The sequence below is a fragment of the Microtetraspora sp. NBRC 16547 genome (assembly GCF_030268965.1).
In the GTDB taxonomy this organism is placed as follows: Bacteria; Actinomycetota; Actinomycetes; order Streptosporangiales; family Streptosporangiaceae; genus Microtetraspora.
On the sequence record NZ_BSSE01000036.1, the window covers coordinates 38,056 to 61,366 of the forward strand.

General features: G+C 70.8%; 21 protein-coding genes. 8 read left to right on the forward strand and 13 right to left on the reverse strand.

The features are described 5' to 3' along the window. Positions 1–139 precede the first annotated feature (139 nt). Both QSK17_RS32050 and QSK17_RS32055 read left to right on the forward strand, forming a co-directional pair. Positions 140–1,495 (forward strand): nicotinate phosphoribosyltransferase, encoded by a 1,356-nt coding sequence (locus QSK17_RS32050; RefSeq protein ID WP_285709570.1) that lies wholly within the window; start codon positions 140–142, stop codon positions 1,493–1,495. Positions 1,496–1,646: 151 nt separating this feature from the next. After that, on the forward strand, positions 1,647–4,199 hold the full coding sequence (locus tag QSK17_RS32055) for a heavy metal translocating P-type ATPase (protein WP_285709572.1): 2,553 nt from the start codon (positions 1,647–1,649) through the stop codon (positions 4,197–4,199). On the opposite strand, the gene QSK17_RS32060 is transcribed toward QSK17_RS32055, so the two are convergent. From QSK17_RS32060 to QSK17_RS32070, 3 genes are all read right to left on the reverse strand, one after another. Then, entirely contained in the window at positions 4,183–4,986 is an 804-nt protein-coding gene (locus QSK17_RS32060; protein ID WP_285709575.1) for a ribosome hibernation promotion factor, read from the reverse strand. The two genes, QSK17_RS32055 and QSK17_RS32060, sit on opposite strands and share 17 nt — an antisense overlap. Continuing rightward, positions 4,983–5,234 carry a hypothetical protein gene (locus tag QSK17_RS32065; RefSeq protein ID WP_285709578.1) on the reverse strand — a complete coding sequence of 84 codons (252 nt, stop codon included), beginning with the start codon at positions 5,232–5,234 and terminating at the stop codon, positions 4,983–4,985. The genes QSK17_RS32060 and QSK17_RS32065 overlap by 4 nt, the downstream gene beginning before the upstream one ends. A 234-nt stretch (positions 5,235–5,468) precedes the next feature. Further along, positions 5,469–6,674: an FAD-dependent monooxygenase gene (locus tag QSK17_RS32070; protein ID WP_285709580.1), complete on the reverse strand. Its 1,206-nt coding sequence runs from the start codon at positions 6,672–6,674 to the stop codon at positions 5,469–5,471. 154 nt (positions 6,675–6,828) lie between these two features. On the opposite strand from QSK17_RS32070, the gene QSK17_RS32075 reads away from it, so the two are divergent. After that, entirely contained in the window at positions 6,829–7,764 is a 936-nt protein-coding gene (locus QSK17_RS32075) for a TetR/AcrR family transcriptional regulator C-terminal domain-containing protein (protein ID WP_285709583.1), read from the forward strand. Positions 7,765–7,776: 12 nt separating this feature from the next. Here QSK17_RS32075 and QSK17_RS32080 read toward each other — a convergent pair whose 3' ends face one another. From QSK17_RS32080 to QSK17_RS32095, 4 genes are read right to left on the reverse strand one after another with little or no spacing between them, the layout of a single operon-like run. Beyond that, complete coding sequence (locus QSK17_RS32080) at positions 7,777–8,124, reverse strand: DUF3703 domain-containing protein (protein WP_285709585.1); 348 nt, start codon at positions 8,122–8,124, stop codon at positions 7,777–7,779. Further along, a complete protein-coding gene (locus QSK17_RS32085; protein ID WP_285709587.1) occupies positions 8,105–10,102 on the reverse strand; it encodes a heavy metal translocating P-type ATPase in 1,998 nt (665 codons plus the stop codon). The genes QSK17_RS32080 and QSK17_RS32085 overlap by 20 nt, the downstream gene beginning before the upstream one ends. After that, positions 10,095–10,487 (reverse strand): ArsR/SmtB family transcription factor, encoded by a 393-nt coding sequence (locus QSK17_RS32090; protein WP_285709589.1) that lies wholly within the window; start codon positions 10,485–10,487, stop codon positions 10,095–10,097. The genes QSK17_RS32085 and QSK17_RS32090 overlap by 8 nt, the downstream gene beginning before the upstream one ends. A 58-nt stretch (positions 10,488–10,545) precedes the next feature. Beyond that, positions 10,546–10,986, reverse strand: coding sequence for a hypothetical protein (locus tag QSK17_RS32095; protein WP_285709592.1), 441 nt, complete (start codon positions 10,984–10,986; stop codon positions 10,546–10,548). Positions 10,987–11,166: 180 nt separating this feature from the next. Between QSK17_RS32095 and QSK17_RS32100 the strand changes: the two genes are divergently transcribed. Then, a complete protein-coding gene (locus QSK17_RS32100) occupies positions 11,167–11,571 on the forward strand; it encodes an ArsR/SmtB family transcription factor (protein WP_285709594.1) in 405 nt (134 codons plus the stop codon). Between the two features lie 91 nt (positions 11,572–11,662). After that, complete coding sequence (locus tag QSK17_RS32105; protein WP_285709595.1) at positions 11,663–12,601, forward strand: cation diffusion facilitator family transporter; 939 nt, start codon at positions 11,663–11,665, stop codon at positions 12,599–12,601. 86 nt (positions 12,602–12,687) lie between these two features. Here the strand turns inward: QSK17_RS32105 and menC are convergent, their stop codons facing one another. From menC to QSK17_RS32130, 5 genes are all read right to left on the reverse strand, one after another. After that, positions 12,688–13,794 carry an o-succinylbenzoate synthase gene (menC, locus tag QSK17_RS32110; protein WP_285709597.1) on the reverse strand — a complete coding sequence of 369 codons (1,107 nt, stop codon included), beginning with the start codon at positions 13,792–13,794 and terminating at the stop codon, positions 12,688–12,690. Further along, positions 13,791–14,621 (reverse strand): GNAT family N-acetyltransferase, encoded by an 831-nt coding sequence (locus tag QSK17_RS32115; RefSeq protein ID WP_285709599.1) that lies wholly within the window; start codon positions 14,619–14,621, stop codon positions 13,791–13,793. Before QSK17_RS32115 ends, menC begins: the two co-directional genes overlap by 4 nt. Before the next feature lie 55 nt (positions 14,622–14,676). Then, a complete protein-coding gene (locus QSK17_RS32120; RefSeq protein ID WP_285709602.1) occupies positions 14,677–16,245 on the reverse strand; it encodes a PucR family transcriptional regulator in 1,569 nt (522 codons plus the stop codon). Further along, positions 16,242–16,526, reverse strand: a complete 285-nt coding sequence (locus QSK17_RS32125) for a hypothetical protein (RefSeq protein ID WP_285709604.1) — start codon at positions 16,524–16,526, stop codon at positions 16,242–16,244. The genes QSK17_RS32120 and QSK17_RS32125 overlap by 4 nt, the downstream gene beginning before the upstream one ends. Before the next feature lie 97 nt (positions 16,527–16,623). Beyond that, the gene (locus tag QSK17_RS32130; RefSeq protein ID WP_285709605.1) at positions 16,624–18,192 is read right to left on the reverse strand and encodes a serine hydrolase domain-containing protein; all 1,569 of its coding nucleotides are present in this window, start codon (positions 18,190–18,192) and stop codon (positions 16,624–16,626) included. A 386-nt stretch (positions 18,193–18,578) separates the two neighbouring features. Between QSK17_RS32130 and QSK17_RS32135 the strand changes: the two genes are divergently transcribed. Together QSK17_RS32135 and QSK17_RS32140 are read left to right on the forward strand one after the other, a co-directional pair. Continuing rightward, entirely contained in the window at positions 18,579–19,691 is a 1,113-nt protein-coding gene (locus QSK17_RS32135) for a Dyp-type peroxidase (protein ID WP_285709607.1), read from the forward strand. Next, positions 19,688–20,503 (forward strand): family 1 encapsulin nanocompartment shell protein, encoded by an 816-nt coding sequence (locus tag QSK17_RS32140; RefSeq protein WP_285709610.1) that lies wholly within the window; start codon positions 19,688–19,690, stop codon positions 20,501–20,503. Before QSK17_RS32135 ends, QSK17_RS32140 begins: the two co-directional genes overlap by 4 nt. Positions 20,504–20,558: 55 nt before the next feature. Here QSK17_RS32140 and def read toward each other — a convergent pair whose 3' ends face one another. After that, the gene (gene def / locus QSK17_RS32145; RefSeq protein WP_285709613.1) at positions 20,559–21,104 is read right to left on the reverse strand and encodes a peptide deformylase; all 546 of its coding nucleotides are present in this window, start codon (positions 21,102–21,104) and stop codon (positions 20,559–20,561) included. Positions 21,105–21,251: 147 nt separating this feature from the next. Between def and tsaD the strand changes: the two genes are divergently transcribed. Continuing rightward, entirely contained in the window at positions 21,252–22,262 is a 1,011-nt protein-coding gene (gene tsaD, locus QSK17_RS32150; RefSeq protein WP_285709616.1) for a tRNA (adenosine(37)-N6)-threonylcarbamoyltransferase complex transferase subunit TsaD, read from the forward strand. Positions 22,263–23,311: the final 1,049 nt, after the last annotated feature.

Sequence of the window (23,311 nt, forward strand, 5' to 3'; positions counted from 1 at the left end):
ACTTATATCCTTCTTTATCCCCTTCTAGACCCGATGCTCCGGGTATGGCCGAAGGTCCTTTGTCGCACAGGCTTTGGACCGTCGTTCATGACCTCGGCGGCGCGAGCGTGCCCAGCCCTCCGCTGGGCAGGGTGTCGGCATGCCCGGTGGACTACTGACCGACATGTACGAGTTGAATATGGCGGCGAGCTACCTGCGCCGCGGCATGACCGATCAGGCCACCTTCAGTCTGTTCGTCCGCCGTCTCCCCGCGGAGCGCGGCTTCCTGATCTCCGCCGGGCTGGAGGACGCGCTGCGTTTCCTGGAGGACTTCTCGTTCGAGCAGGAGGACCTCGACTACCTGCGCGAGATCCAGGGGTACGGTGCCGAGACACTGCGGGCGTTCGCCGACCTGCGGTTCACCGGAGAGGTGTGGGCCGTGCCGGAGGGGCGAGCGGTCTTCGCGGGCGAGCCGCTGCTTGAGGTGACCGCGCCGATCGCCGAGGCCCAGATGGTCGAGACCGCGATGCTCAACCACCTGACCTTCCAGACCAGCGTGGCCTCCAAGGCGGTCCGTTGCGTGCTGGCGGCGGGCGGAGCACGGCTGATCGATTTCGCGTTCCGCCGTACGCAGGGGGTCGAAACCGGCATGGCCGTGGCCCGCGCGATGGCGATCGCGGGCTTCGCCGCCACCAGCAACGCGGAGGCGGCGCGGCGGCACGGTCTGCCCGCGTCGGGAACCATGGCGCACTCCTACGTCCAGGCGTTCCCGAGTGAAGAGGGCGCGTTTGCCGCGTTCGCCGCCGACTTCCCCGACAGGACGATCTTCCTGGTCGACACCTACGACACGCTTTCCGGCGTACGGACGGCGGTGGACGTGGTGCGCCGGCTCCGGCTCACCGGTCCGGTGGGCGTACGGCTGGATTCTGGAGACCTCGGCGCGCTGGCCAGGGAGGCCCGCCGTTTGCTGGACGCCGCGGGGCTGCGGCACGCCCGGATCGTCGCCAGCGGCGGCCTGGACGAGTACGAGATCGCCGGTCTCGTGGAGGCGGGCGCGCCGATCGACGCGTACGGTGTCGGCACCAAGGTCGGCGTGTCGGCGGACGCGCCCTACCTGGACACGGCCTACAAGCTGGTGGCCTACGGTGACCGCCCGGTGATGAAGCTGTCCCCGGGGAAGGTGACCCTGCCCGGGGCGAAGCAGGTGTTCCGCGGACCGGACCGCGACATGATCGCGCTGCGCGAGGAGACCCCACCGGCCGGCTGGCGCCCCCTGCTCGTTCCTGTCCTGGTGAACGGTCACCGGGTCGCCCCGGGCGAGCCGATCACGGTCGTGCGGGACCGGTGCATGAGCGAGCTGGCCCGATTGCCCGCCCCCGCGCGGGCACTGCGCGCTCCCCGGCCGGTCCCCGTGGAGATCAGCCCGCGACTGCGCCGGCTCCAGGACCGCCTCCGCGGCACGCTGAGCGAGCACGTGGACGGCCATGCCGGTCCTCCCCTCGCCGGGTCGTGGTGATCTCGGTCGTCGGCGGGATCGACCACCTCGGCTGACTCCTCGACGACCCGTTACCCGTCTCCTGAGCTGGACTCTTTTGACCGGTGTCGTCGGAGAGTGTGATTCTGGTGGTGAGTCGTCTCCCGCGTGCACCGCGAGGGAGCAGTGATCGATGATGGTCGACCTTGTCGTCATCCTGGTGGCGGTCGCGATGATCGGCTTTCTCGGCTGGTTCTTCTTCGGACCGAGAAAGGCGACCCGCGCCGTACTCCGCGAGGGGCAACAGGAGGCGGAGGTCACCGTCAGGGGTGGCTATTCACCGGACGTGATCCGGGTGCGGCAGGGCATCCCGCTGCGCCTGATCTTCGACCGGCAGGAAAGCGGAGAGTGCACCTCGCGTGTGGTGTTCCCCGATTTCGGCGTCAACCGGTCGCTGCCCGCCTTCCAGCGAACGACCGTCGAGCTGACCCCAGCCCGCAGCGGAGAGTACGACTTCACCTGCGGCATGAACATGGTGCGCGGCCGTCTCGTCGTCGAACCGGCCGGCACCACTACACACGGCACCACTACAGGACAGCCGGCCGGAGACCACCGCGCGGCACCGGAAACGGCTTCCCGCGAGCGGGACGAGCAGGGCGAAGACACCGAAGCGGCGGATCGGCGCGCGGAGATCCGTGACCTGTCGCGGCGGGTCCTGGTGGGCGCGCTGCTGACGGCTCCGGTGGCGGTGGCCATGATGGCCCATGAGGTGTTCAGAGCCGCGTGGGTGCCGGATCTGTTGCTCAACCACTGGGTTCAGCTCGCGTTGATCACGCCGGTCATGGTGTACACCGGCTGGCCGATTCACCGGGTCGGCTGGTTGAGCCTGCGTCACCGGTCCGCTGAGATGAACAGCTTGATCACGCTGGGCACGACCGCCGCCTACGGCTACAGCCTGCTCGTGACCGTCGCCCCTGGGGTGCTGCCCCCGGAGTTGCGCGACGTCTACTACGAGGCCGTCGGGGTGATTCTGACCCTGATCCTGGTCGGCCGCCTGCTGGAGTCGCGAGCCAAGGCGGGCACCGGGGAGGCGATCCGCAAGCTCATCGGCCTGCAGGCCAGAACCGCCCGAGTGCGGCGCGACGGCTCGGAGGCGGAGATCCCGGTCGAGCAGGTGGTCCCGGGCGATGTGGTGAGCGTCCGGCCCGGCGAGAAGGTGCCCGTGGACGGGGTGATCATCCAGGGGCGTTCGACGTTGGACGAGTCGATGGTGACCGGAGAGTCGATTCCGGCGGAGAAAGGCCCGGGGGACCGCGTGGTCGGAGCGACCGTGAACCAGACGGGAGCCTTCGTCTTCCGCGCTGAGAAGGTCGGCGGTGAGACGGTCCTCGCTCAGATCATCCGCCTGGTACGGACGGCACAGGCGTCCAGGGCGCCGATCCAGCGGTTGGCCGACGTGGTGGCGAGCTATTTCGTCCCCGCGGTGCTGGCCATCGCGATCACCACGTTCACGGTGTGGTTCGTCGCGGGTCCGTCCCCGGCCTTCACGCTGGCGCTCGTCGCGGCCGTCGCCGTGCTGATCATCGCGTGCCCCTGCGCGCTCGGCCTGGCCACGCCGCTGTCGATCATGGTGGGTACCGGCAAGGGAGCCGAGTCCGGCATCCTGATCTGCGACGCGGAAGCGCTTGAGACCGCGCAGAAGCTGGATGCGATCGTCCTGGACAAGACCGGAACGGTCACGCGAGGGCAGCCGGAGCTCACGGACGTGGTGCCGGTCGGCGACTGGCCGTCCGACGAACTGCTGCGCCTGGCGGCCTCGGCTGAACGGCCGTCGGAGCATCCGCTCGGTCAGGCGGTGGTGCGGGGAGCGGTGGCGCGCGGCCTGCGGCCGGCCGACCCCTCGGAGTTCGAATCGGTCACCGGCAAGGGGATCACCGCGGTTGTCGAGGGGCACCGGGTGCTGGTGGGGGGACGACGTCTGCTGTCCGCCGCTGGAGTGGACCTCTCTGCCCTGGAACGGGCAACCGATCAGCTCGTACAGGCGGGCCGTACACCGATCATGGTGGCCGTCGACGGTCAAGCCGCCGGGGTGGTGGCGGTGGCGGACACGGTCAAGGACGACTCCCGTGACGCCGTCGCGGCTCTGCGGAACCTCGGACTGCACGTCTTGATGATCACTGGAGACAACCGGCGTACCGCCGAGGCCATCGCCCGGCAGGTCGGCGTCACTCGCGTTCTGGCCGAAGTGCTGCCCGAGCATAAGGCGTCCGAGATCGCGCGACTGCGGCGTGAGGGCCTGCACGTCGGCATGGTCGGTGACGGCATCAATGACGCGCCCGCGCTCGCCCGGGCCGACGTCGGGTTCGCCATCGGCACGGGTACGGACGTCGCGATCGAGGCCTCCGACATCACCCTCATCTCCGGGGCGCTCGGAGGCGTCGTCACCGCGGTACGCCTCTCGCGGGCCACGATGCGGAACATCCGGGAGAACCTGTTCCTGGCCTTCGTGTACAACGTGATCGGCATTCCGGTCGCCGCGGGTGTCCTCTATCCGTTCCTGGGCGTCCGGCTCAGTCCCATCGTCGCCGCCGTCGCGATGGCGCTGTCGTCGTTGTCGGTGGTCGGCAACGCCAACCGGCTGCGCCGCTTCGCTCCGCCGCCCCTGCCGTCCGCGCCGCCGGTTCCCGCCGACCTCCGGGTCTCCGTCGAGACGGGGACCGACACCGAACTCATCGGCTGGGCGTGATCAGCCCGTAGTGCCCGTCGTATCGGTGGTAGAGGAGGTTGCCCCGGCCGGTCTCCACGTCGGCGAAGAACACGAAGGGCAGTCCGGCCGCCTCCAGCCGTTCCCTCGCCTCCTCCACGGTGAGGACGGCGGCCGGTGTGGTGCTGATCGTGAGCGGTACGGACACCGGACCGAGCCGATCGGGCCAGGGCACGACCTGGGCCAGCCGGTAGCCCGCTCCCTCGCGATAGATCACACTGTCCTGGCCGGTGTCCACCTCGGTGAAGAGGTGGTAGTCGTAGTCGAGCTGCTCCATGTCGAAGGCTGCCTCGTCAGGCGTCGCCCAGGCCAGCTCGTACGTCTTGCGGCGTGCGATCCGGCGCTCTTCGGCCGGGCGCGGGAAGAAGGGCAGGGAGCGCCGGGGAGGGCTGTCGTGCCGCCACTCGCCGACGTTCTGCGGCGATCGTCCACGTAGGTCCTCCCAGTCTCGGGAGGTACGGCGCAGCCGCGTCCTGATCCGGTCACCGAGCAGACGGATGGCCTGGTGCATGGATTCGGCGACCGCCTGGGCGCGGATGATCCGGCCGTTGACGTCGAGGTTGGCCTGCGCGGCGCAAGGGCGCGCCACGGCCGGATCCGCCGAGGTGCTGAGCTTCACCCGGGCGTACAGCACGGGCTCGTGGGAGACCCCGGCCGACGCCGCAACCGTCTCGCGGGCCTCATCGATCGCACCGGTCGGCACCGCGCCGCGCGTACCCATCTGTACGTCGGCCGGATCCAGCGCGATGGGCGTGTCTCGGCGGTTCATGCCGACTCACCTCCTGTGAACACGAGGCCGGCGGCGAGCAGCAGTTCGTGGGCGAGCCGGGCGGTGTGCTCGGGGCGCGCCTGGCCGGGTTCTTCCAGGGGGCCCGCCTCCATGCCGCGTGCGAGAGCCAGGGTCGCCTCGGCCAGGGCCCGGACCTGCTTCTCGAGGCCGCTGACCCGAGCCTTGAGAAGGTCCAGTTCGATCTCCACTCCGGTCGCGGGCCCGGTTCCGGACTCGTGATGCGTCATCGGATCCCACCCCCTATGGGACGTGTCCTACTTTCCAGCCTCCCGGGGCGCGGGCCATCGGCCCAGGGACTTCTGTCCATCCGGCGTGGGACCTTACGCCGTTTCCGCAGACCGGCGCGGAGGGCCGGCCGCTCCTCGCGGATCCGGGGCTGGTCTGGACCGATGCGTGCTCATGGACAGCCCGCAAGATCTGCCCGTATCGGAGCCGGCGGTCACGGACCGGAAAGCTGGGATCTATGCCCGGGCCCGGCTGTACGGGTAGTCCTTGAGGGTGATGGCGTCGGCCCTGCTCACCGCCTTCTCGATCAGGCCGGCCCACGGCATGTGGGGCGTCAGCTTGATGGACAGGTTCCGCATCCGGATGGCCAGCTCCGACTTGGGGACGAAGCCGTTGACGCCGCCCGGCGGCAGCTTGTGGTTCTGCTTGACGAACGCCCGCATTTCCCGCTCGTAGGCGGCGAAGGCGGCCTTGTGCTCTCCTCCGGCCGCCGCCAGCTCTCCGGCCAGCACGTACGCGCCGACCAGGGCCAGGCCGGTGCCGTTGCCGCCCAACGATGAGGGGCCGTATCCGGCGTCGCCGAGCAGCACCACCCTGCCGTGAGACCAGCCGTCCATGACGATCTGCGTCGCCGAATCGAGGTAGAAGTCGGTGGCCGCCTCCATCTCCCGGAGCATCGCGGGGATGTGCCAGCCCGCTCCGGCGAAGACCTCGGCCACGATCTCCTTCTGCCTTCGCTGGTCGCGGTGGTCGTAGTCGAGCGGCTCCGACGCGAACCCGAACAGGACTTTGGCCTCCTCGGGCCGCCGGGACGGGCGCAGCGCCGCCATCTTTTGGCCAGGGATGTTGTAGAACAGCTCCCAATCCTGGATATCGAAGACATTTCGCGCGGTGAAGTACGCCGTGTAACAGCCGAGGTCGCGGCTGAAGCGTGACTCGGGGCCGAAGGCCAGCGAACGGGTCAGCGAATGCGTGCCGTCGGCTCCTACCACCACGTCGAAGACGCGCGGCGCGGACCGTTCGAAGGTGACGTGAACGCCTTCCGGTGTCTGGGTCAGCGCGGTGATCGTGTCGTCGAAGACGTATTCCGTCTCGTCCCCGGTCGCCCGATGGAGGAGTTCGACCAGGTCGCCGCGGAGAATCTCCAACTCGCCGACCACGCCTGCCCCGCCCAGAAACGAGGCGGGCATGTCGGCGACGCGCCTGCCCGCCTCGTCCACGTACGACATCCCCTTGGAGTCGACCGCCACCCGGCGGGCGTCCTGGAGAAGCCCCATGCGCTCCACCACCTCGCGGGCGGCGCCGCGCAGGTCGACCGTGTGTCCGCCGAGACGTGGCGCGGGGGCCCGCTCGACCACCGTCACGGTGAAGCCGTAGCGGCGCAACCAGTAGGCCAGGGCGGTTCCGGCGATGCCGCCACCGCTGATCAGGACATTCGTCATCACATGCTCCCTCTCTCGTCTGCACGGCCACCGTATGCCTAGTGCGCGTACGTTGTTAAGTAAGCACTAGTGCACTAATTTGTGGAGTATCCGTCGAGGCTGGAGCGGCTCCGGTGCACTAGGACAGTGGGAGCAGACAGTGGGAGCATGAATCATGGATGAGGCCCAATCGCCGTACCTGCGCATCGCCGCGGAGTTGAGGCGACGCATCACGACAGGCCGGCTCCGGCCCGGAGATCGGGTGCCGTCGACACGACAGATCACGCGGGAATGGGGCGTGGCGATGGCCACCGCCACCAAGGCGCTGACCACCCTGCGTCAGGAGGGGCTCATCCGTCCCGTGCCCGGGGTCGGGACCGTGGTGGCCGATCCCAAAACGGGCGCCGTGCCGTCCCGCCGTTCGGCTCCCGAGCTGAGCGAGGAGCGCGTCGTGCGGGCCGCGATCGCCATCGCCGACGCCGAGGGCCTGGCGACGCTGACCATGCGCCGGATCGCCACGAGCCTGGGCACGTCGGTCATGGCGCTCTACCGGTACGTGTCCGGCAGGGATGAGCTGGTCACCCTCATGGCGGACAGGGTGCTGGCCGACGGCGGGCTACCCGAGCCGCAGCCGCCGGGCTGGCGGGCCTGCCTCGAATGGGCGGCCAGAACGCAATGGGCCCTCTACCGTCGTCATCCGTGGCTGGCGCAAGCCGTCTCGTTCACCCGCCCCATGGCCACACCTCACGCGATGGCCCAGGTCGAGTGGGCGATGCGGGCGGTGGACGGCCTCGGACTCGACCCGGTCACGATGGTTCACATCTACGTGACCGTGGCCAACTACGTGCACGGCACCGCCGCCCACCTGGAAGCCGAGGCCGAGGCCGTCCAGCAGACCGGCACCACCGACGATGAGTGGCTCGAATCCACTGTGATCCCCCAGATGCCCGAGTTCCCGCTGCTGTCGCAGATCCCTCCCGACTCCCTCGACCTGAACACGCTCTTCGAATTCGGCCTGCAACGCCTGCTGGACGGAGTGGCGACGCTCATCGGTTCGCATGGCGGCGGCGAGCCGAGCTGGCCGCGGACAGGGCCGCGATCGCCAGGGTAGGCGCCGGACCCGTCAGGCCGCGGCCAGCAGCGCCACTAGATCCTCCGGCATGGGCATGGGCTGGGTGAGGCCCACGCGGGCCCGGCCGGTGTTGCCTTCGGGATAGCGGCCCAGGGCCGAGCCGGGCGCGGCCACGATGATCCGCATGACTTGGCCGAGGGCCTCCCGCCGATCCCGTTGGGCGATCGCCAGGGCGAGCATCGCGATGTGGTTGCGGGTGTGCGGCCAGGGCCACGGCTGGGACAGGATGTGCGCCCGTTCCAGATGCCGCCACCGCTTCTCGGGGTCGGTGGCAGCGCGGGCGGCGGCCATCTCCCACAGGTAACAGGTGCGGACGCGCTCAGGCATGGGTTTGGTCATGGCTCCTCTGATCGTCGAGCGGGATGGGAACGGTCGCCGGTGCCGGGATGGCGAGCGTCTGCAGGGGGCGGGCCCGGCCGGCGCGCACGCCGTTGGCGATGACGACAACCTCGGCGATCTCGTGCACGGCCACCACGGCGGCCAGGCCGAGCACGCCGAGCAGCGCGAGCGGCATCAGGCCGACCACGATGGCCAGGGAAAGGGAGACGTTCTGCAGCATGATCCGCCGGGCGTGACGGGCATGCTCCAGCGCTTGGGGCAGGTGGCGCAGGTCCTCGCCCATCAAGGCGACGTCGGCGGTTTCGATCGCCACGTCGGTGCCCATGGCGCCCATGGCGATGCCCAGATCGGCGGTGGCCAGGGCGGGCGCGTCGTTGACGCCGTCACCGACCATCGCCGTGCTCTGCTGTCCGCGCAGCTTCTCGACTATGCGGGCTTTGTCTTCGGGGCGCAGGTCGGCGTGTACCTGGTCGATGCCCGCTTGGGCGGCGAGGGCGGTGGCGGTGGCGTGGTTGTCGCCGGTCAGCATCGCGATCTGGTATCCGCCCTCGCGCAGCCGGGCGATCACCTCGGCGGCCTCGGGACGCAGCTCGTCCCGCACGGCGATCGCGCCGATCAAGGTCCCGTCGTCTTCGACCAGAACGGTGGTGGCGCCGAGGTCCTGCATGCGGGTGACATCGGCGGCTAGGGCGCCCGGCTCCAGCCAGCCGGGGCGGCCAAGCCGTACCTGGCGACCGCTGACGAACCCGGTCAGACCGGCGCCGGTGACCGCTTCCACGTGCTCCGCGTCGGGGATGGTCTCGGCGGCGGCCAGGATGGCGCGCGCCAGGGGATGTTCGCTGCGGGCCTCCAGCGCGGCCGCCAGCTTCAGGACGCGCTGCTCGGACATGCCGGGGCCGGTCGCCACCACCTCGACGACGGCGGGCCGGTTGCGGGTCAACGTGCCGGTCTTGTCCAGGGCGATCGTCTTGACCGCGCCCAGGCTCTCCAGCGCCGCGCCGCCCTTGACCAGCACGCCGAGCTTGCTGGCCGCGCCGACCGCGGCGACCACGGTGACCGGGACGGAGATGGCCAGCGCGCACGGCGAGGCGGCCACCAGCACCACCAGAGCGCGTTCGATCCAGACCAGCGGGTCGCCGAGCACGCTGCCCACCAGTGCGATCAACGCCGCGGCGATCATCACGCCGGGCACCAGTGGGCGGGCGATCTTGTCGGCCAGGCGCTGGCCGGCGCCCTTGCGGGACTGCTCGGCCTCGACGATGGCCACGATGCGGGCCAGGGAGTTGTCCGCCGCCGTGGTGGTGACCTCGATCTCCAGTGCGCCGGTGCCGTTGATCGAGCCGGCGAACACCTCGCTGCCGGGCTCGGCCTCGACTGGAACCGATTCGCCGGTGATGGCCGAGAGGTCCAGCGTGGTGCGGCCTGCGCGGATGATCCCGTCGGTGGCGATCCGCTCGCCGGGCTTGACCAGCATCACGTCACCCACGCGAAGCTCGGCCGGGGTGATCACCCGCTCGGCGCCGTCGCGGCGCACGGTGGCCTGATCGGGCACCAACGCCAGCAGGGCGCGCAGTCCGCGCCGGGTACGGGCCAGGGAGTACTCCTCCAGGCCTTCGCTGATGGAGAACAGGAAGGCCAGCATCGCGGCCTCGCCGACCTCGCCCAGCGCGACGGCGCCGACGGCGGCGATCGTCATCAGCGTGCCGACGCCGATCTTGCCCTTGGCCAGGCGCCGCAGGGTGGACGGCGCGAACGTCCATGCCCCGGCCGCCAGCGCCAGCCCTTGCAGGCTCAGCGCGGCCCAGTCCGGTCCACCCGCCCAGCCGGAGCCGTAACCGGCCAGCAGCAGCACGCCGGACACCGCGGCCCAGCGCAGCTCCGGCACCTGCCACAGCCGCTCGGGCTCGTGCTCCTCCGCGTCTTCGGACTCGCTGATCGCACGGGGCTCATCGTGGCCGCACCCGCAGGTGTCACTCACCGCACACCCCGCCTTCCGTGGTAGCGCCTGACGCGGCGGTCCCGTAGTTCGGGCACAGCGCCACGGCCTCGCCGGTGGCCGACAGCAGCGTCTCGGCGGCGCGCAGTAGGTCCAGCAGCTCAGGCTGGGCCAGCGCGTAGAACATCTGCCGCCCTTCCGGTCGCCCGACCACCAGGCCGCAATCGCGCAGGCACGCCAGGTGCGAGGACGCGGTCGACTGCGCCAGCCCCAGCTCGGTGGTCAGATCCACCACCCTGCGCTCACCGCCGGCGAGAAGCCGGACGATCGCCAGCCGGGTCGGATCGCCGAGCGAGCGGAACAACGCCCCGGCCGCCGCCAACTCGGTTCGGGGCGCCGCGCCGGTCTCTGAGTTAATCATCGACATGCACCGATGATAGCGCTAGAGATGAATGATCGATAGTTATTGATGACAACGAGACCTCTCAATGGATAGAGGGGAACGCCTTCAGCAGTTTCCGGCGTTCCTGCACGGTCAGGTCGGCCATCTGCTTACCCTCCTGGACCTCGCTCGCCATGATGAGCGCGGCCACTTTGTCAGGGCTGTATCCGGGCAGAGCGCGCAGGACGCGGCTGACCGGGGTGCGTTTGACGAGGTCGTCATTCCGCCGGAACACCTCGGCCAGGCTGAGCCGTCCAGAAGCGATCGCCGTCTGGAGTTCCGTCTGGCCGTGCGGGCCGGTGAACGGTCCGATGGGCATCGAGGACGTGTCAGGACTGGGGCGAGTGGTGACCGATCGCCCGTACTCCTTCATGGCCAGACCCGCGGTCGGGGAGATCCGCTCGGTCCCGCCGTCTTCAGCATGGAGGCTGTTCGCCGTGGCCAGCAGAATGCCTGCGATGCTCGCGGCGGCGGCGGCGGCCACGGCGACCTGGCGCCTGGAGAGTCGCCCACTTCGCTGCCTGCTCGCGGCGAGTTTCTTCCGCCTCTTGCTGAGCCCGCGCTTTCTTTACTCTGCACCGGGGTTCGGGTGGCGACGGTTCGTGACGGGTATGTCGCCGACCGTCTTGACAGGTGGCCTTTGATCCGCTCTACACTCTCATGTGTGAATAATCGTTCAAACGTCGTGCCCCTGTCCGCCGACGCCTGCTCCTCGTCTGTTGTCGACGCGGAGCGGGTCGCCGACGTTCGACGGGCATTGCCCACGGAGCAGACGATCCAGGATCTCGCCCAGATCTTCGGCCTTCTCTCCGATCCGGGACGTCTCCGGCTGATATCCGCCCTGCTGGAGGGCGGGGAGATGTGCGTGTGCGACCTCGCGGCGGCGACCGGGCAGAGCATGTCCGCCGCCTCACACGCGTTGCGGCTGCTGCGGACCAACCGCGTGGTCAAGGTGCGCAGAACGGGACGGATGGCCTACTACCGGCTCGCGGACTCCCATGTGCGGATGCTGATCGATCTCACCATCGCCCATCTCGGACACGACGAAGGGGATCCCCATGACGACTGAGCACCGCAGCACCACAGGCCACGGCCATGGACACGGGCACGGAAGCGCTCGAGGAAACGCTCATGGACATGGCCATGGACACGGGCACGCCGTGAGCGCCCAGGCGGACCGCCGCTACCTCACGGGTGCTCTGCTGCTGATCGTCGGCTTCATGGCGGTCGAGGTGGTGATCGGCTTCATCGCTCGATCCCTCGCGCTCATCTCCGATGCGGGCCACATGCTCACCGATGCCGCCGCCATCGTCTTCGCCATGGTGGCGATGCGGATCGCCGCCCGGCCGCCCCAGGGCGGATTCACCTACGGCCTCAAACGCGCCGAGATCATCTCCGCGCAGATCAACGGCATCACCCTGCTGCTGCTCAGCGCGTACTTCGTCTACGAGGGTGTCCAGCGGCTGATCACTCCTCCCGACGTCGCGGGCGTCTACATGGTGGCGACCGGTATGGCCGGCATCGTCGTCAATCTCGCCGCCACCTGGCTCCTCAGCAAGGCCAACCGGTCAAGCCTCAACGTCGAGGGGGCCTTCCAGCACATCCTCAACGACCTGTTCGCCTTCATCGCCACCACTGTCGCCGGCGTCGTCGTGTGGCTCACCGGGTGGGGGCGCGCGGACGCCATCGCCGCTCTGGTCGTCGCCGCGCTGATGCTCAAGGCAGGCTGGGGACTGGTCCGTGACTCCGGCCGCGTCTTCATGGAGGCCGCACCCGCCGGCATGAACCCCGCCGAGATCGGGCAGAAGGCCGCGGCCCTCGAGCATGTGACGGAGGTCCACGACCTGCATGTGTGGGAGGTCACCTCCGGCTATGCCTCCTTGTCGGCGCACATCCTGGTGCGGCCCGGAGCCGACTGCCACGCCGTACGCAAGGCGGCCGAGCGCCTGATGCGGGAGGAATACGGCATCGACCACACGACCCTGCAGGTCGACCACGCCCCCAAGGACCTGCTCCCCGCGACGGACGCCCAGCGCCACTGCACCGACCCGCATGGGCCCATCCACCGGGCCGGGGATCCCCTCCCGGGGCGAGCGTAGTGACGGCGCGTCGCGCCTCCTCGGTGGCGGGCGTCCGGCGGTGGGCGTCCGGCGGTGGCTGTTCGGTTCTCGTGGCTGTTCGGCTCTCAGGGAGCGGGGATCCACTCGGTCGCGGTGGTGAGCGCCTCCAGGCTGGAGGGCTCGGGCGCGATGCCGATGCCGGGCCCCGCCGGTACGGCCAGCTCGCCGTCGGCCAGGGTGAACGGCGCGGTGATATCCCGCTCGTAGTAGCGCGCGGTCGCCGAGATGTCGCCCGGCAGGGTGAATCCGGGTAGCGCGGCAAGCGCCAGGTTGGCGGCCCTGCCGAGCCCCGTCTCCAGCATGCCGCCGCACCACACGGGCAGGCCGTGGGCGCGGGCGACGTCGTGGATCCGCCGCGCCTCCAGATAGCCCCCGACCCGGCCCGGCTTGATGTTGATGATCGAACACGCGCCCTGCCGGATCGCGGTGACGGCGTCCCGGGCCGAGGTGATGCTCTCGTCGAGGCAGATCGGGGTGCTCATCATGGCCGCGAGCCGGGCGTGGGCGTGCAGGTCGTCGGGGGCGAAGGGCTGCTCGATCATCGCCAGGCCGTAGGCGTCCAGCCTGGTCAGGTGGGCGGCGTCCCCAGGCTGGTAGGCCGTGTTGGCGTCGACGGTGAGCATCACGTCCGCGCCGAAGGTCTCCCGCACCCTCGCGACGGGTTCGACGTCCCAGCCGGGCTCGATCTTCAGCTTCACCCGGGCGTATCCGGCCGCCAGGTGCCGGTCGACGGTGTCGAGCAGGTCGTCGAGGGTGTCCGTGATGCCCACCGAGACGCCGACCGGGAGGCTGCGCCGTACCGCGCCCAGGTAGGCGGCGAGGGACACGCCCCGGGCCCGCAGCCAGGCGTCGAGCACAGCCATCTCGACAGCGGCCTTGGCCATCGGATGGCCTCGCAGATGGTGCAGGGCGGGGGTGACGGCGGCCGGGTCCAGGTCGACGGGGAAGAGCGCGGGAACGAGGAAGCGGCGGATCACGTCGGCCGCCCCTTCCAGATACTCCGGGCAGTAGGTCGGCTCGTCCTCGGCGACGCACTCTCCCCACCCCTCGCCCTCGTCGGTCGCCACCCGTACGAGCAGGGCGTTGCGCACGGTCTGAGTGCCGAGCGACGTGCGGAAAGGGGTGACGAGGGGGAGCGCGACGCGGCGCAGTTCGACGCCTTCGAGCTTCACGCGGCGCCTCCCCGGGCCAGCAGGTACCACCCGGACCGGGTGAAACCGGTGATCAGGTAACCGTCGGCGAGCGCGCCGCCCAGTGCGGCGCCGAGCGCGGCCCGCCAGTGCCTGGCGGCGCCCGGGTCGTCCTCGCGGAGCCTCTCGACGTCGGGCGGGGTCGCGCAGCGCAGTGACGGCGCGCCCCCGGCCTCGTGTACGGCCCCCGCCTCGTCCAGGATCGGCACGGCGGCGGTGAGACCATCCGCCGTCTTCGCCGCGACAGCACCGGCGTCCGCCCCGGGCGGAGACGCGGCCCCGGGTGGGGGAGCGGCGACGGGCCAGGTGACGAAGAGCCGGTCGGAGACGTCGCCGTCGTTGATGCCGTCGCTCAGCGGGCCGTAGAAGTCGGGCAGGTACTCGACGGCGGTCGCCCCGAGCCGGGTCAGGTTGAAGTAGGCGTTGCGGCGGACCAGCGGGTCGAAGGTCCAGGTAATGGCGGTCAGGCCGCGTTCGGCCGCCCAGGCGCGCTGGTGTCGCTTGAGCGCCAGGCCGACGCCTCGCCCCTGCGCCTCCCGGGCCACTCCGGCGATGTGGGAGTGCAGGGTGCCGCCGGCGGCGAGGAACCCGGCGGCGACACCCACCAGCTCGTCGTCGAGGAAGGCGCCGCCGACGTAGCCGCCGGTGTGGGCCAGGGCGCACATCATGTCCAGGGCAAGGGGCGCGTCGTCGCCGGGCTGGGTGCCCCAGGTCCGGCGCAGCAGCCGGTCGGCCCGCTGGAGGTCGGAGGTGGCGTGCAAGGACAGGAGGCGTACCCCGGCCGGAGCCGGGGCGAGGAGTTCGACCATGCTCCACAGCATCCCGCCGGGGGAGCGCACGCCGCGTTGGCGCGGACGACGAACTTCACCCGCCCGGTTTTGTAGTACCGCTCAGCCGTAGCTGGAGCGCCAGGACCAGGCGGGTGTCCGGGTCGTCCAGGTCGATCAGCTCGCCGATCCGGCGCAGCCGGTAGCGCAGCGTGTTGGGGTGCAGGGAGAGCAGCTCCGCCGCCCTGGGCACGTCGTAGTGCGCGGCCAGCCAGACGCGCAGGCTGCGCACGTAATGGGTGCCGTGCCTGGCGTCGTGCTCGGCGATCGGCCGCAACGGCTCGCCGTACAGCGAGGGCCGGGCCCGCATCGAGGTGTCGACGTCCATCAGGAACAGCGCGGCCGACAGTTCCTCGTGGTGGCCGACCTCGGCGCGGGAGAAGGGCCCGCACAGCGCGCGCAGCGCCTCCTCGGCCTGGCGGGCGCTCGTGGGAGCCGACGCGACGGAGGGGACGGTACGGCCGATGCCCGCGCGCCACTGCCCGCCGAGCCGGTCGGCGACCCTGGCGAGGGTGTCGGCGGTGATCCTGCGCAGCAGCGGCGTCGCCGAGTCCACCGCGACGATCGCGTAGGCGCGGCCGTCGACCGCTCCGGCCGCCGCGCGCATGCGGTAGGCGGCGAAGGCGGTGCGCAGCAGGTCACCGGTGTGGGTCGCGGCGAAGGCGTCGGCCGGGCAGGCGTGCGGGCCGACCGCCACCACGGTCACCGGCTCGTCGGGGAGCAGGCCGAAGGAGGTGGCCAGCTCCCCGACCGGGCCGACGCCGCGCAGCAGCCGGCCCAGGCACTCGTCGCGGCGGCGGCGCGCCTCGTCGGCGGCCAGGTTGATCCTCGCCAGGTGGGGCGCGGCGGCGCGGGCCGCCTCCGCGAGCACGTCCGCGGCGTCGGGCGTGAGCGGCTCCTCCGCCTGGACCGCCCAGATCGTGCCGAGCGCCTCGCCGTGCGCGCGGATCGCGATGGCCAGCCGGGGATAGAACTCGCGCGGCTCGTAGCTCCACACCGCGTCCTCGGCGCGCAGCACCGCGGCGTACTCCTCGGCGTTGCTCGGGTGCTCGGGCACCCTGCGGCCCAGGATTCCCTCCCTGCGCAGGTCGTCGATCCGCTGTCCCTCGACCGTGGAGTAGGCGAGCACCCGCATGGCGAGGTCCTCGATCGCCACGGCCCCGCCCACCCTGATCGCCACCTGGTTGGCCAGGGTGAACAGGTCGGCGGCCCAGGCGTCGCTCAGGCTCTCGGCGGGAGCCACCACCGCGAGCAGGGCGTCGACGAGCGTGTACAGCTGCCCCCAGGACAGGTCGGGGGCGGCGGCCAGCAGCGCCGTGCCGGCGGCGTGGGCCGCCTCGGCCAGCGGATCCGGGTCGCAGGTGCCCGTCTTGACCACCACGACCGCCGCTCCCGCCTCGCCGGCGCGGGCCAGCACCTCGGCGGACGGCCGCCCGGTCACCAGCAGCACCGCGCCGTCGAGGCCCGTCACGGCCTCCTCGGGGTCGTAGATGACCGGCGTCCCGACCAGCGGCTCCCTGCCGCGCGGCAGGGCGAGCGCCCGCACCACCTCGCCGCCCAGGCTGTCCAGCAGGACCCCGAGGGTGACCCGCCCGCGTGCGGTCACGGGGTGTTGTGGCCGACCAGGACGGCCAGGTTGTTGCTCGGTCCCGCCGCCTGCGCGGTGTTGAGGGAATCGCCGAAGGTGGCGAACGCCTCCCCGGCCAGTTCGGCGGGCATGATGCCCGAGGTCTCGGGGTCGGCCGGGCCGCAGGAGAAGCCGCAGTTGCCGATGATCTCGGTGGTGACGCCCTGGTGGAGCTTGTACGGCTGAGGCTCGCCGACCTCCCTGGCGGGAGTGCCGAACCCGTCGTGAACGGTTCCGTGGCTGAGCAGCAGGTCGTGCATAGGACAAGACTTCCTTCCGGAACACTCCGGCCACTATGGACCAAAGTATGGAAATAGGGCGCAAAAAGTCGTTCTGCGGGATGACTGTCGGCGACCGTCAGCGCGGGATTCCCACCGGACGAGTGCCGTCCGGTTGGCCGGTGAAGCGCATCCGGCGCAACCCGTCGCCGCTGAGAAGCAGGTCGCCGGAATCAGGGCGGAGGGTGAACGGCCCCGCCTGCCACGCTCCCGCGGGCGCGGGCTCGACGGGCAGCCGCAGCTCCGGCCCGACGCTCAGCTCGCCGTCCCGCACCGTGGCCAGCACGCCCAGCTCCTGGCTGAGGTAGACGCCGTCGGGCAGCGGCTCCGTACCCGGCGGGTCGCACGGCACGAAGGCGACCGGGCGCCGGGCCGCCGACGAGGTGCCGAGCAGCAGCCGGTCGCCCTCCACGGCCAGCCAGGCCCCCTCCGCGTCGCCCATGCCGTACCAGCGGCCGTCCTCGGCGGGGGCGAACTCCACGGGCGCGCCCCCCAGGACCAGCTCGATCCGGCCGTCCGGGCCCACACCCAGGGTGAGGGTGCCGTCGCCCGCCGGGTCGTGCCAATGGCCGGTGGGCGCCTGCCCTTGCTTCTGCCCGTGCTCCTGCCCCTGTTCCGGTGCCGCTCCGGTGCCCGGCCGGTCCGCGATCGGCGGCTCGCCCAGCAGGACGCGGGCCAGGCGCTCGCTCAGCGCGACCGGGTCGATCGCGGTCTGGTTGGACAGCACGGCGACGCCGAAGCCGGGATCGGGCAGGTAGAGCAGGTTGGACAGGTAGCCCTGCATGCCTCCCGCATGCCCGTACGCGGGACGGCCCGCCACCTCGGTGTGGTAGATGCCGAAGGCGTACGGCAGGACGGTGCCGTCGGCCAGCACGGCCCGTTCGAGCAGCGCGTCGCGCAGATCGGCGCCGAGCACCCGCCCGTCGGCCAGGAAGCCGAACCAGGGGGCCAAGTCGCTCACGCTGGTCGCCAGGCCGCCGTCGCCGACCGCGCTCTCCTGGGTGTCGGCCCGCCGGGGCTCGCCTTCGGCGTTGGCGTAGCCGTACGCCAACCGGGGCAGCGGCAGCGACACGTCGTCCCTGAACACGGTGTCGTCCATGCCGAGCGGGGAGAGGATCCACTCGCGGGCGAACTCGGCGAGCGACCGCCCGGTGACCTTGGCGACCACGACCGCGGCCAGGATGTAGCCGGTGTTGGAGTAGCTGAAGTCGGTACCCGGGGGGAAGGTCGTCGCGCGGAGGCCGGCGATGATCCTGAGCAGCCGCTCCTCGCTCATCTCGGCCAGCGGCACCCCGGTGAGCGCCTGGAGCGCGTACCACTCCGGCAGGCCGCCGGTGTGCTGCAGGCACTGCCGCAGGGTGACGGGGACGTCGAGGCTCAGCTCGGGCGCGTGCGCTCTGACGTCGTCGTCCAGGCTCAGCGCGCGATCCCTCGCCAGCAGCAGGACGCACGCGGCGGTGAACTGCTTGCTGGCCGAGGCGATGTCGAAGCGCGTACGGGCGTCGATCGGGACGCCGAACTCCACGCAGGCCGCGCCCGCCGCGGTGGTGAGCAGCGCGGCGCCGTCGGCGTAGACCCCCACCGCGAGCCCGGGGTCACCCGGCTTGACCAGCGGGGAAATCTCGTGTTCTACCAGCTCAAGATCCATGATTTCAGTATCACGACGTGACATGGCGGACCTTTTGGCCGCCGATGCAAAGTTGGCGACCGCGTTTTGGCGTCCGCGACGATGGGCGCCCGGCAACCTTTGGCTCGCCACCACAAGCCCGGCGACAGGTGCCCGGTCTACGTTCGCGGCCGCTCAGCGACGTATACCGAGGTCAGGTTCCAGAAGACCGGCTGATTCCTGGTGCGGCCGGCGGGAACGGGCCACTGCCCGTCTCGGCCATGGCGATCTCGTCGTACGCGGCTTGCCTGCGGAAAGTAGTCTCATGTGTGCAAAAAGTCACCTCTGTCGGGTATGAGGGGGCTGGGCGGTGCTGTCGTCTTCGACGCCTGTCGGCTTGGAAGACGACACGTGAGGAAGAGGTGGCGATGGCGGAGCCTGACCGTGGTGCTGACCTGGGCCCGGTCCCGCAGCAGGTGCTGAGTCCGCTGACGAGGGCGGCGATCTTCTTGGTGGTCACGGTCGACCCCGGTGGTGAGCCCGTCGTACGCAGTCTGTTGCCGGATCTGTCGGGGTTGCAGCGGGCCGTCGGCTTCCGGGTGCCGGAGGGCGGGCTGAACTGCGTCACCGCGATCGGTTCGCAGGCATGGGACCGGCTGATCGGCGGGACGCGCCCGGCGGAACTGCACCCCTTCCGCGAGCTGGCCGGCCCCGTCCACCGCGCCGTGTCCACGCCGGGCGACCTGCTGTTCCATATCCGGGCCCAGCGGATGGACCTGTGCTTCGGGCTGGCGTCGCAGATCATGGATCGGCTGCGCGGCGCGGTGACGGTCCGCGACGAGGTGCACGGATTCAAATTCTTCGACGTACGCGACCTGCTGGGGTTCGTGGACGGGACGGAGAACCCGGTCGGCCCGGCGGCGAGCGCCGCGGTCCTGATCGGCGACGAGGATCCGGACTTCGCCGGCGGGAGTTACGTGATCGTGCAGAAGTACCTGCACGATCTGCGGGCCTGGAACGCCCTGCCGGTCGAGGCCCAGGAAAGGGTGATCGGCCGCACGAAGCTGTCCGACATCGAGCTGGACGACGCCGTCAAGCCAGCCGACTCGCATGTCGCGATGACCACGATCGTCGATCCCGATGGCACCGAGCGCCAGATCCTGCGGGACAACATGCCCTTCGGGGCCGTCGGTTCCGCCGAGTTCGGCACGTACTTCATCGGCTACGCCCGCACCCCGGCGGTCACCGAACGGATGCTGGAGCGGATGTTCCTGGGCGATCCGCCGGCGAGCCACGACCGGATCCTGGACTTCTCCACCGCAGTGACCGGCACGCTGTTCTTCGTCCCCAGCGCCGACTTCCTCGACGACCTGCCCGATGTGCCCCGCGGCACAGCCGAGACCGCCAGGGAGACCGAGAGGGAGACGGAGGCCGAGAGCGATGCCGGGTCCGGGAGCGGGTCCGGGGCGACATCTGATGCCCGGACTCCGTCCGAGGGGTCCCTGGGGATCGGCGACCTGAAATGGAGCAGTGCCCGATGAACAACCTGCACCGTGAACTGGCTCCGATCTCCGCCGCAGCGTGGGCCGACCTGGAGGACGAGGCACGGCGCACTTTCGAGCGCCACGTGGCCGGGCGCCGCGTCGTCGACGTTCCCGACCCGGGAGGTGTCCAGCTGTCGGCGGTCACCACCGGGCGCCTGGAGGCGATCGACCCTCCCGCCGAGGGCATCATCGCTCACGCGCGCCGCTCGCAGTCCCTCATCGAACTGCGCGTGCCGTTCAGCGTCGATCGGCGTCAGGTGGACGACGTCGAGCGCGGAGCGAGGGACGCGGACTGGCAGCCCGTCAAGGACGCCGCCCACCGGATCGCCTTCGCCGAAGACCGTGTGATCTTCGAAGGGTATGCCGCGGCCGGCGTCACCGGCATCCGCGACGGCTCGACCAATCCGGCGATCACCCTGCCGGCCGAGGTGCGCGACTACCCCGAGGCCGTCAGCCAGGCGGTGTCCGCGCTCCGACTGGCGGGCGTCGGCGGCCCGTACAGCCTGGTTTTCAGCGCCGACGCCTACACGGCCGTCGGCGAGGCCTCCGACCATGGCTACCCGGTTCACGAGCACGTCGCCCGCCTGCTGGACGGCGGCATCATCTGGGCGCCCGCCATCGACGGGGCGTTCGTGCTGTCCACCCGAGGCGGCGACTTCGAACTGCGCATCGGTCAGGACGTGTCGATCGGCTACCTGTCCCACGACGCCACCAGCATCCGGCTGTACTTCCAGGAGACGATGACCTTCCTCGTGTACACCGGGGAAGCCGCGGTGACGCTCACGGCACCGCCCCGGACTGCCGGTTGACGCCGACCTGATCACCCTGCTCACCCGGCTTTCCGCCCGGCGCGCAGTCCGCGCGCTATTCGGCGGTCGAGGGGGAGGTCGCCCGCCGGTAGTCCTCCAGGACCTGCTTGCGCCGCTTGGCGGGAAGACGGTCGATGTAGAGGCGGCCCTCCAGGTGGTCGGTCTCGTGCTGCAGGCAGCGGGCCAGCAGCCCCGTGCCCTCGACCGTGATCGGGTTCCCCGCGGCGTCGAAGCCGTGCACCGTGGCGCGGTCGGGACGGGCGAGCGGGGCCCGCTGACCCGGAACCGACAGGCAGCCCTCGTCGCCGTCCTCCAGACGGCGCTCGCCGCTCCCAGGCGTGACCAGGGTCGGGTTCACCACCACCCCTTTGCGGAACTCGTCGGTCTCGTCGGGGCAGTCGTAGACGAAGACGCTCAGGCCGACGCCGATCTGGTTGGCCGCCAGCCCGACGCCCTCGGCGGCGTACATGCTGGCGAACATGTCCTCGACGAGTGCCGCGAGCTCCTCGTCGAACCGGGTCACCGGCGCGCACGGGCGGTGCAGGACCGGGTCGCCCACATAGCGGATCGGTCGGACGTTACCCCGGCCGGAAGTTTCCATGGCTGCCTCTCTGGTTCATGGCTCCGCGGAGAAGTGGCGGAGAAGCCACCGTGAGGGTGGGTGGCGGTCCCGAGGAGCACCGCTCCGCCGACCCAGTCAATCGCCGTATATTCCTTGTTGCAAATTAGATGCAACAAGGAGTGTGGGATGACGGTCGTACTCGGCATCGAGACCTCCTGCGACGAGACCGGCGTGGGAATCGTGGCCGACGGCCGCCTGGCCGGTGAGGCCCTTGCCTCCAGCATGGCCCAGCACGCACGGTTCGGGGGAGTGGTGCCGGAGATCGCCGCCCGGGCCCACCTGGAAGCGCTCCTGCCGTGCGTGACCGAGGCGTTCGCCGCCGCCGGCCTCACACCGTCGGATGTGGACGCGGTCGCGGTGACCGCCGGACCCGGTCTGGCCACCGCGCTGCAGACCGGAGTCGCGGCGGCCAAAGCGTTCTCCCTCGCCTGGGACGTTCCGCTGTACGGCGTTCACCACCTGGCGGGCCACGTGGCCGCCGACACCCTGGAACACGGCCCGCTCCCGGAGCGCTGCGTCGCGTTGATCGTCTCCGGCGGGCACACCTCGCTCCTGCTCCTCGACGACCTGGCACGCGATCCCATCACCCACCTCGGCGACACCCGTGACGACGCGGCGGGGGAGGCCTTCGACAAGGTGGCCAGGCTGCTCGGCCTGCCGTACCCGGGAGGGCCGTCGGTGAGCCGGGCCGCGCTCGACGGCGACCCGCGTGCGATCGCCTTTCCCCGCGGCATGCCGGGCAGCCACGACTTCTCCTTCTCGGGCCTGAAGGCAGCGGTGGCCAGGCACGTCGAACGCGGTCCGGTCTCGGTGGCGGACGTGGCCGCCTCCTTCCAGGAGGCCGTGGTGGACGTGCTTACCGGCAAGGCGGTGGCGGCCTGCCGTGAGCACGGGATCGACACCCTCGTCATGGTCGGCGGAGTCGCCGCCAACCACCGGTTGCGAGAGCTGGCCGCCGAGCGCTGCGCGGCGACCGGCATCACGCTGCGCGTCCCGCCGCCCCGCCTGTGCACCGACAACGGCGCGATGATCGCCGCCGTGGGCGGCCTGCTGCACGCGGCCGGAGCGCCCGCATCCCCGCTCGACCTGTCCGTCGATCCCTCGGCCCCGCTGGCGCGGGCGTCGATCGCCCGCTGAAGAGTCCGCCCCACCCCGCGTCGGAGCCGGGTGGCGGACTCGACGACGCCCTCATACGGACGAACGTCGAGCTCCGGGCCGAGGACCGTGGCCAGGTCACTGTTTCTCGACGGTGTTCCGATCAGGGAAGGCTCTTTCATCAACGCTTCCCGGACGTCTTGTCCGCCGTAGCTGTGGGTCGTTGCGCTGCGGTGGGTGGTTGCTCCGGCGCGCCGTGATAGTTGCGTCCCGGTGATGCCGCTGTCGCGGCGTTCGCGGGCGCGGTTGTTGCTGGCACGGTCCTACGCGCGCCTCCACAACCACCCACCTCCGCTCCGCTTCCCGCCGCCCTTGCCTCGGCTCTGCGCTCCTCCATATCGGGCGGCTTTACCGCCGTTCTCGCCTGCGGCCATCTCTGCCAGGGCCATCCGGTCACCCCGCCGCCGGCGGTCACGCCCATGGTCGGCGGTGTACTGGTCACGAACTCCGGCACGGACCATCTCCGGACGGACCTTCTCCGGACGGACCTTCTCCGGACGGACCTTCTCCGGCGCGGACCTTCTGCGGCACGGACCTTCTCTGGATGGACCTTCTCCGGCACGGAACCCGCCGGTCGCCTCGGCGGGCACGGACCGGCCGCGGGCCTTGGCTGTGCTTTCTCGGCACATTGTGTGGCGCCCGGCTCGGAGGAGAGCGGAGCAGACGGGAGCGAGGACCGGAGGTTCCGGCAGGCGCAGCGGCCCCCCAAGAAACCCGATTCGAGAAGCCGCCCCAACACGGTCGGCCCTCAAACCGCCGATTCGCCCGCTCTGCCCCGCACCCGCAGGATGCCGCGTCCAATAGTTATTGGCGCACGGAAACTGTGATTCCAGGTGAATGTTTTCCGGCGCTTTATCGGGGTCGTCTGGGAAGCGTTTTTGTCGGTGGGGGTTGTTAGCGTTCGGGTGTGATTATCGAACGGCAGCCGATCCCCGAGGGCCTGGAGCTGATGGCCCCCGGCGTGGAGCTGGCCGCCGTGCTGGATGGGATCGATATCGCCAGGCTGGACGGCTTCGACGCCGTGATCGTGA